This window comes from Micromonospora sp. I033, assembly GCF_053890995.1.
The window spans coordinates 1-2,512 of record NZ_JBSSLX010000371.1 but is presented as its reverse complement, the minus strand read 5'-3'; the positions used below and the strand labels follow the sequence as shown (position 1 = coordinate 2,512).

The window sequence follows — 2,512 nt, the reverse complement described above, 5'->3', positions numbered from 1 at the left end:
GTAGGAGTTACGTTGATGTTGCTTTTTTTTTTTCAAGAAAAAGACGCATTCCGAGTTCTGGTGCGTTCTCGTGGGCTCGGAGTTTTATATAAGAGCCAGGCCCGGTCGCCCCCGCGCCGGGGCCCTGTCCGTGCTCGCCACCACCGCCGCAACCCTGGCGGTGTGGGCCGCCGCCGTCCCCGTCGCCGGGGTGGACCTGGTCGCCCGAAGCGGCGGGACCGAGCAGACCGTGACTCCGGCCGCGGTCGCGGTCAGTACCCTCCTCGCCGGCCTGGCGGGCTGGGCGTCGCTGGCCCTGCTGGAGCGGTTCACCGCCCGGGCGCGGGTCGTCTGGACCGGCGCGGCCGGGCTGGTGCTGCTGCTCTCGCTGCTCGGCCCGCTGGGCGGGGGAGTGGGCGCGGCGGCGACCCTGACGCTGGTGGCCCTGCACCTGGTGGCGGCGGCCGTGCTCGTGCCACTGCTGCGGCGCACCGCCCGCCGGTGACGGTGCCGGGTCGCGCTGCCGCCACGGGGGTGGCAGGTCCGACCCGACCGTCGCGCGCCGGCACCGGGGAGTGACGCCACCAGGTCGGCGACCGTCCCGTCCGGGGCGACGTGCCAGCGGTCGTCGACCCGGTCGCCCCACGGGTCCGGCACCGGTTGGCGCGCGTGATCATCCCTGGCCGCGCCCGAGCCGCGCGGCCACCCGCTCGTGCAGCGCCGCCAGCGCCGGGCTGACCGTCGCGGTCGGCGGCGTCGGATCGGCCAGCCGGCGGGCCGGCTCCGGCAGCCAGGCGAGGTCGGCGTCGAAGCGGCCACGGGCGGCGCGAACCGCCTCGGCGGGGTCGACCGGATCGAGCCGGCGGCCACCGCGCATGACCGGCACCAGCAGCGGCTCCCGGCCGCCCGGTGGTGGCTCGTCGCGCAAGCCCACCACATCCCCCGCCGCGCCGGTCGGATCGCGGAAGACCTGCTTGGCAGCGGGCAGCGTGGCCTTGCCCGCGGACAGCTTCAGCACCGGACGGCCGCCGTAGGCGACCAGCTTGTAGGCGCTGTCCAGCGACGGCGCGTCGTACGAGACCCCCATCTTGGTGCCCACGCCGTACCCGTCGATCGGTGCGCCCTGCGCCACGAGCCCCGCGATGACGTTCTCGTCGAGGCTGCCGCTGGCGATGATCGTGGCCTGCCGCAGCCCGGCGTCGTCCAGGATCGTTCGGGCCTGCCGGGCCAGCGCTCCGAGGTCGCCGGAGTCGAGCCGTACCCCGAGCGGGCCGGTCAACCCGAGTTCGGTGACGACGTCGACGGCGGCCCGGACTCCCGCCGGCGTGTCGTAGGTGTCGACCAGGAAGATCGGGTTCGTGGGGAAGTCGGCGGCGAACGCGCGGAAGGCCGCCCGCTCGTCCGGGAACGCCTCCACGTACGAGTGGGCCATCGTCCCGGACGGGGCGATCCCGTACCGCATGGCGGCCTCGACGTCGCTGGTCGCGGCGAAGCCGGCGATGGCCGACGCCCGTGCCACCCCGGCGCCGGCCTCGATGCCGTGGGTACGGCGGAACGCGAAGTCGACCAGCTGCGCGCCGGCGGCGGCGAGCCGGCAGCGGGCCGCCTTGGTGGCCACCGTGGTGTGGAACGTGATCAGGTTCAGCACGCCCGTCTCCACCAGCTGCGCCTCCGCGATCGGCGCGGTGACCTCCAGCAGCGGCTCGTCGGCGAAGACCACGCGACCCTCGGGCACGGCCCACACGTCCCCGGTGAACCGCAGCCCGGCCAGCGCCGCCAGGGCCGGCTCGTCGAACCCGACGACGTCGCGCAGGTAGCCCAGCTCGGCGTCGTCGAAGGCGAAGCTCTCCAGGAACGCCAGCGCCTCGGCCAGCCCGGCGGCCACCAGGAAACCGCGCCGGTGCGGCAGCCGGCGGACGAAGAGGCTGAACGTGGCGTGCTCCGTCATGTCCCGGCGCAGGTAGCTGGCCGCCATCCGCAGCTCGTACAGGTCGGTACGCAGTCCCGTCATGCCACCTCCTCCACCACGCCACCACTGTGATCCATCCGGCTGGGAGGCGTGCGGGAAACGGGAGATCCGCCAGGGGCGGTGCCGGCCCGCCGCCGGCGGGTCAGCGGGGGCCGGCGGCGCGCCAGAACTGGCGTGGCGCGTACCCCTCACGGCGCAGCCAGTGTTCGGTGTAGACGATCCGCTCGGCCGGCACCACGACCAGCGGCCCGGCCGGCGGCTCGTCCAGCGACCGGGACCGCTCGACGTGGTCGGACTGCCACCGGTACGCGGGCCAGTGGTGGTCGAAGTCCGGGTCGCCGGGGTGCAGCACCCGGGCCCGGCCGAAGACCTGCGCGCCGCGGCTGCTCGCCTGGCCGACCAGGGGCGCGAAGATCCCGACCGAGACGCGCGGGTCGGCGGCCAGGTTGCGCATCTTCGGCGAGTCGGCGACCGCCGTGAACATCAGGGTGAGGTCCAGGTGGAAGTAGCGCACCGGGGTGGCCAGCGGGCCGTCCGGGCCGGCGGTGGCCAGCACGCACATGT

The 2,512-nt window shown here is 74.7% G+C and carries 3 protein-coding genes; 1 reads left to right on the top strand and 2 read right to left on the bottom strand.

Annotation, left to right across the window (positions count from 1 at the left end; all coding sequences use genetic code 11):
- The first annotated feature begins 70 nt into the window (after window positions 1-70).
- Window positions 71-484, top strand: coding sequence for a DUF6069 family protein (locus ACW0Q9_RS30220; RefSeq protein ID WP_456187131.1), 414 nt, complete (start codon window positions 71-73; stop codon window positions 482-484).
- Between the two features lie 168 nt (window positions 485-652).
- Here ACW0Q9_RS30220 and ACW0Q9_RS30215 read toward each other — a convergent pair whose 3' ends face one another.
- Both ACW0Q9_RS30215 and ACW0Q9_RS30210 read right to left on the bottom strand, forming a co-directional pair.
- Window positions 653-1,990 carry a nicotinate phosphoribosyltransferase gene (locus tag ACW0Q9_RS30215; RefSeq protein WP_456187129.1) on the bottom strand — a complete coding sequence of 446 codons (1,338 nt, stop codon included), beginning with the start codon at window positions 1,988-1,990 and terminating at the stop codon, window positions 653-655.
- Between the two features lie 100 nt (window positions 1,991-2,090).
- Window positions 2,091-2,512: pyridoxamine 5'-phosphate oxidase family protein (locus ACW0Q9_RS30210; RefSeq protein ID WP_456187127.1), on the bottom strand; the 422-nt coding region annotated here is incomplete at its 5' end.